We start from the raw sequence: 2,722 nt of genomic DNA, 5'->3' as shown, positions 1-2,722 counted from the left end.
CAGCATGCGCTCGTCCCCGGCGCTGTGGTCGATGCGGTCGAGGACGTCCTCGACGCTCCGGTACAGTCTCTTGTGCATCCGTTCCTCTCTCGGGCGGTCCGCCCCGGGGTTCCGTGGCGCCCGGCGGCGCCGCGTCACCATAGGCCACGTCCGCGGCGGTGGCCACGGCCAATGCGCCCCGCCGTCGCGGTGGGGGCGCAAATCAATGCCCGGTCCGGCCCGCCGACAAGGTGAATTTCGTGCAAACGGGAACCCGGACCCGCGGGGCGTCGCGGGCGGTGCGGGAACCGGCGGCCCGGTGGCCCGTAGAAGCGGCGGCACGGCGAGAGGGGTGGACGTTCGTCCGGCCCGGCGATATCGTCTGTGCGACCGGCCGGACGACCCGGCCCCCCGCGCATCACCGAAAGGATCCCCCGTGGACGACGCCGCCCGGAACATCGACACCCTGCGGGAGAACTACCGCACCATGCGCCAGGAGATCGCCAAGGTCATCGTCGGCCAGGAGGACGTCATCGACGAGATGATGATCGCCCTGTTCAGCGGTGGCCACGTGCTGCTCGAGGGCGTTCCCGGCCTCGCCAAGACGCTGCTCATCAGCAGCCTCGCCCGGGTCATGGACCTCAGCTTCAACCGGATCCAGTTCACGCCCGACCTCATGCCCAGCGACATCACGGGCAGCGAGATCCTCGAGGAGGACCACGGCACCGGCCACCGCGAGTTCAAGTTCATCCGGGGTCCGATCTTCGCCAACGTCATCCTGGCCGACGAGATCAACCGCACGCCACCCAAGACCCAGGCGGCCCTGCTCCAGGCCATGCAGGAGCGCCAGGTCACCGCCGGCGGACGCACCCACGATCTCGGCAGCCCGTTCTTCGTGCTCGCGACCCAGAACCCCATCGAGCAGGAGGGCACCTACCCCCTGCCCGAAGCCCAGCTCGACCGCTTCATGTTCAACGTCCTGATCGGCTATCCCAACTTCGCCGACGAGATGACCATCGTCGAGAGCACCACCGGCGCGGCCGAGGTCGAACTCGCGCGGAGCCTCGACGCCGACGCCGTGCTGGCCAGCCAGCGCCTGGTGCGCGAGGTCGCCGTGGCCGAGAACGTGACCCGCTTCGCGGTGAAGCTCGTGCGGGCGACGCGCGTGGGCAGCGGCGAGGAGGCCGCCGCCGCGAAGGAGTTCCTGGCCTGGGGCGCCGGTCCCCGCGCCGCCCAGTTCCTCATCCGCGGCGCCAAGACGCGGGCCCTGCTCGACGGCCGCCCGACGCCCGACCTCGAGGACATCCGGCGCCTGGCCCTGCCCGTGCTGCGCCACCGCCTGGTCTCGAACTTCCACGCCGAAGCCGAGAACGTCGCCAAGGATCGCATCATCGGGCTGATCCTCGACGAGGTCGCCCCGTGAGCCACGAGCTCCTCTCGCCCGAGCTGGTCGGTCGCCTCGGTCGCCTCGACCTCGTGGCGCGCCTGGTCGTCGAGGGCTTCCTGACGGGACTGCACAAGAGCCCCTACCACGGCTTCAGCGCCGAGTTCGCCGAGTACCGGCAGTACATCCCCGGCGAGCCCGTGGGCCACATGGACTGGCGGGTCTACGCCAAGACCGACCGCCACTACCTGAAGGTCTTCACCGAGGAGACCAACCTGCGCGCGACCCTGCTGATGGACTGCTCGGCGAGCATGGGCTACACCGGCGCGGAGAACAGGCCCACCAAGGTCCGCTACGCCTCGTATCTCGCGGCGGCGCTCAGCTATCTGCTGCTGCGCCAGAACGACGCGGTCGGCCTGGTCACCTTCGACGAGAAACCCCTGCAGATGGTGCCCGCCCGCTCGGTGCGGCGGCAGCTCTTCCAGGTGCTGAAGGTCCTCGAGGGGCTGCCGGACGGACACGGCACGAACCTCGGCGAGGTGCTGCACCGGGTCGCCGAGCGGGTGCAGCGGCGCGGGCTCGTGCTCCTGTTCAGCGACCTGATGGACGAGCCGGAGCGGATCCTGGCGGGTCTGAAGCATTTCCGCCACCGGGGTCACGAGGTGGTCGTCTTCCACATCCTCGATCCCCGGGAGATCGCCCTCGACTTCGACGGCGAGGTGGAGTTCGAGTCGCTCGAACAGCCGGACCAGCGGGTGCGCCTCGAGCCGGCCCACCTGCGCGAGGGCTACCGGGCCCGCTTCGACGCCTGGCGCGACACCCTGCGCCGCGAGTGCCGCCGGCAGCTCGTCGATCTGGTCGAGATCTCCACCGACACGCCGTTCGCGGCGGGACTCGGCGCCTACCTGCAGAAGCGGCGGCGGATGTACTGATGCCCATCTCCTTCCTGAACCCGTCCCTGCTGCTCGGCGCCCTCGCGGCGGCCCTGCCCGTCATCATCCACTTCCTCAGCCGGCGACGCGTGCGGCGGGAGCGTTTCAGCGACCTGCGCTTCCTCGACGAGGTGCAGGCGCGCCAGGCCCGCAGCCTGGGCGTGCGGCGCTGGCTGCTGCTCCTGCTGCGGGTGCTGGCCCTGCTGTGCGTCGCCCTCGCGGCGGCCGGGCCCCGCTGGGGCGGGCTGGGGGCGGGCAGCGGGGTGCGTTCGGTCCTCTTCGTGGTCGACGCGTCGGCCAGCATGAACACCGGCCTGCCGGGCGGCGGCACGCGGCTCGACGCGGCGCGCGACGCGGTGGCCGCCATGGTGCGCGCCCTGCCGGATGACGCGGCGGTGCAGGTGCTGGTGGCCGGCAGCCGGGTGCG

At 71.3% G+C, this 2,722-nt stretch carries 3 protein-coding genes; all 3 read left to right on the top strand.

Annotated elements, in window-relative coordinates:
• The first annotated feature begins 466 nt into the window (after positions 1 to 466).
• Positions 467 to 1,402 carry an AAA family ATPase gene (locus tag KDM41_17835; GenBank protein MCB1185283.1) on the top strand — a complete coding sequence of 312 codons (936 nt, stop codon included), beginning with the start codon at positions 467 to 469 and terminating at the stop codon, positions 1,400 to 1,402.
• Positions 1,399 to 2,295, top strand: coding sequence for a DUF58 domain-containing protein (locus KDM41_17830; GenBank protein MCB1185282.1), 897 nt, complete (start codon positions 1,399 to 1,401; stop codon positions 2,293 to 2,295). Before KDM41_17835 ends, KDM41_17830 begins: the two co-directional genes overlap by 4 nt.
• Positions 2,295 to 2,722: VWA domain-containing protein (locus KDM41_17825; GenBank protein ID MCB1185281.1), on the top strand; the 428-nt coding region annotated here is incomplete at its 3' end. The genes KDM41_17830 and KDM41_17825, both read left to right, overlap by 1 nt.

The organism is bacterium, from assembly GCA_020440705.1.
Classification (GTDB): domain Bacteria; phylum Krumholzibacteriota; class Krumholzibacteriia; order LZORAL124-64-63; family LZORAL124-64-63; genus JAGRNP01.
The sequence above is the reverse complement of the archived record's forward strand: the minus strand, read 5'-3'. Positions and strand labels throughout refer to the sequence as shown.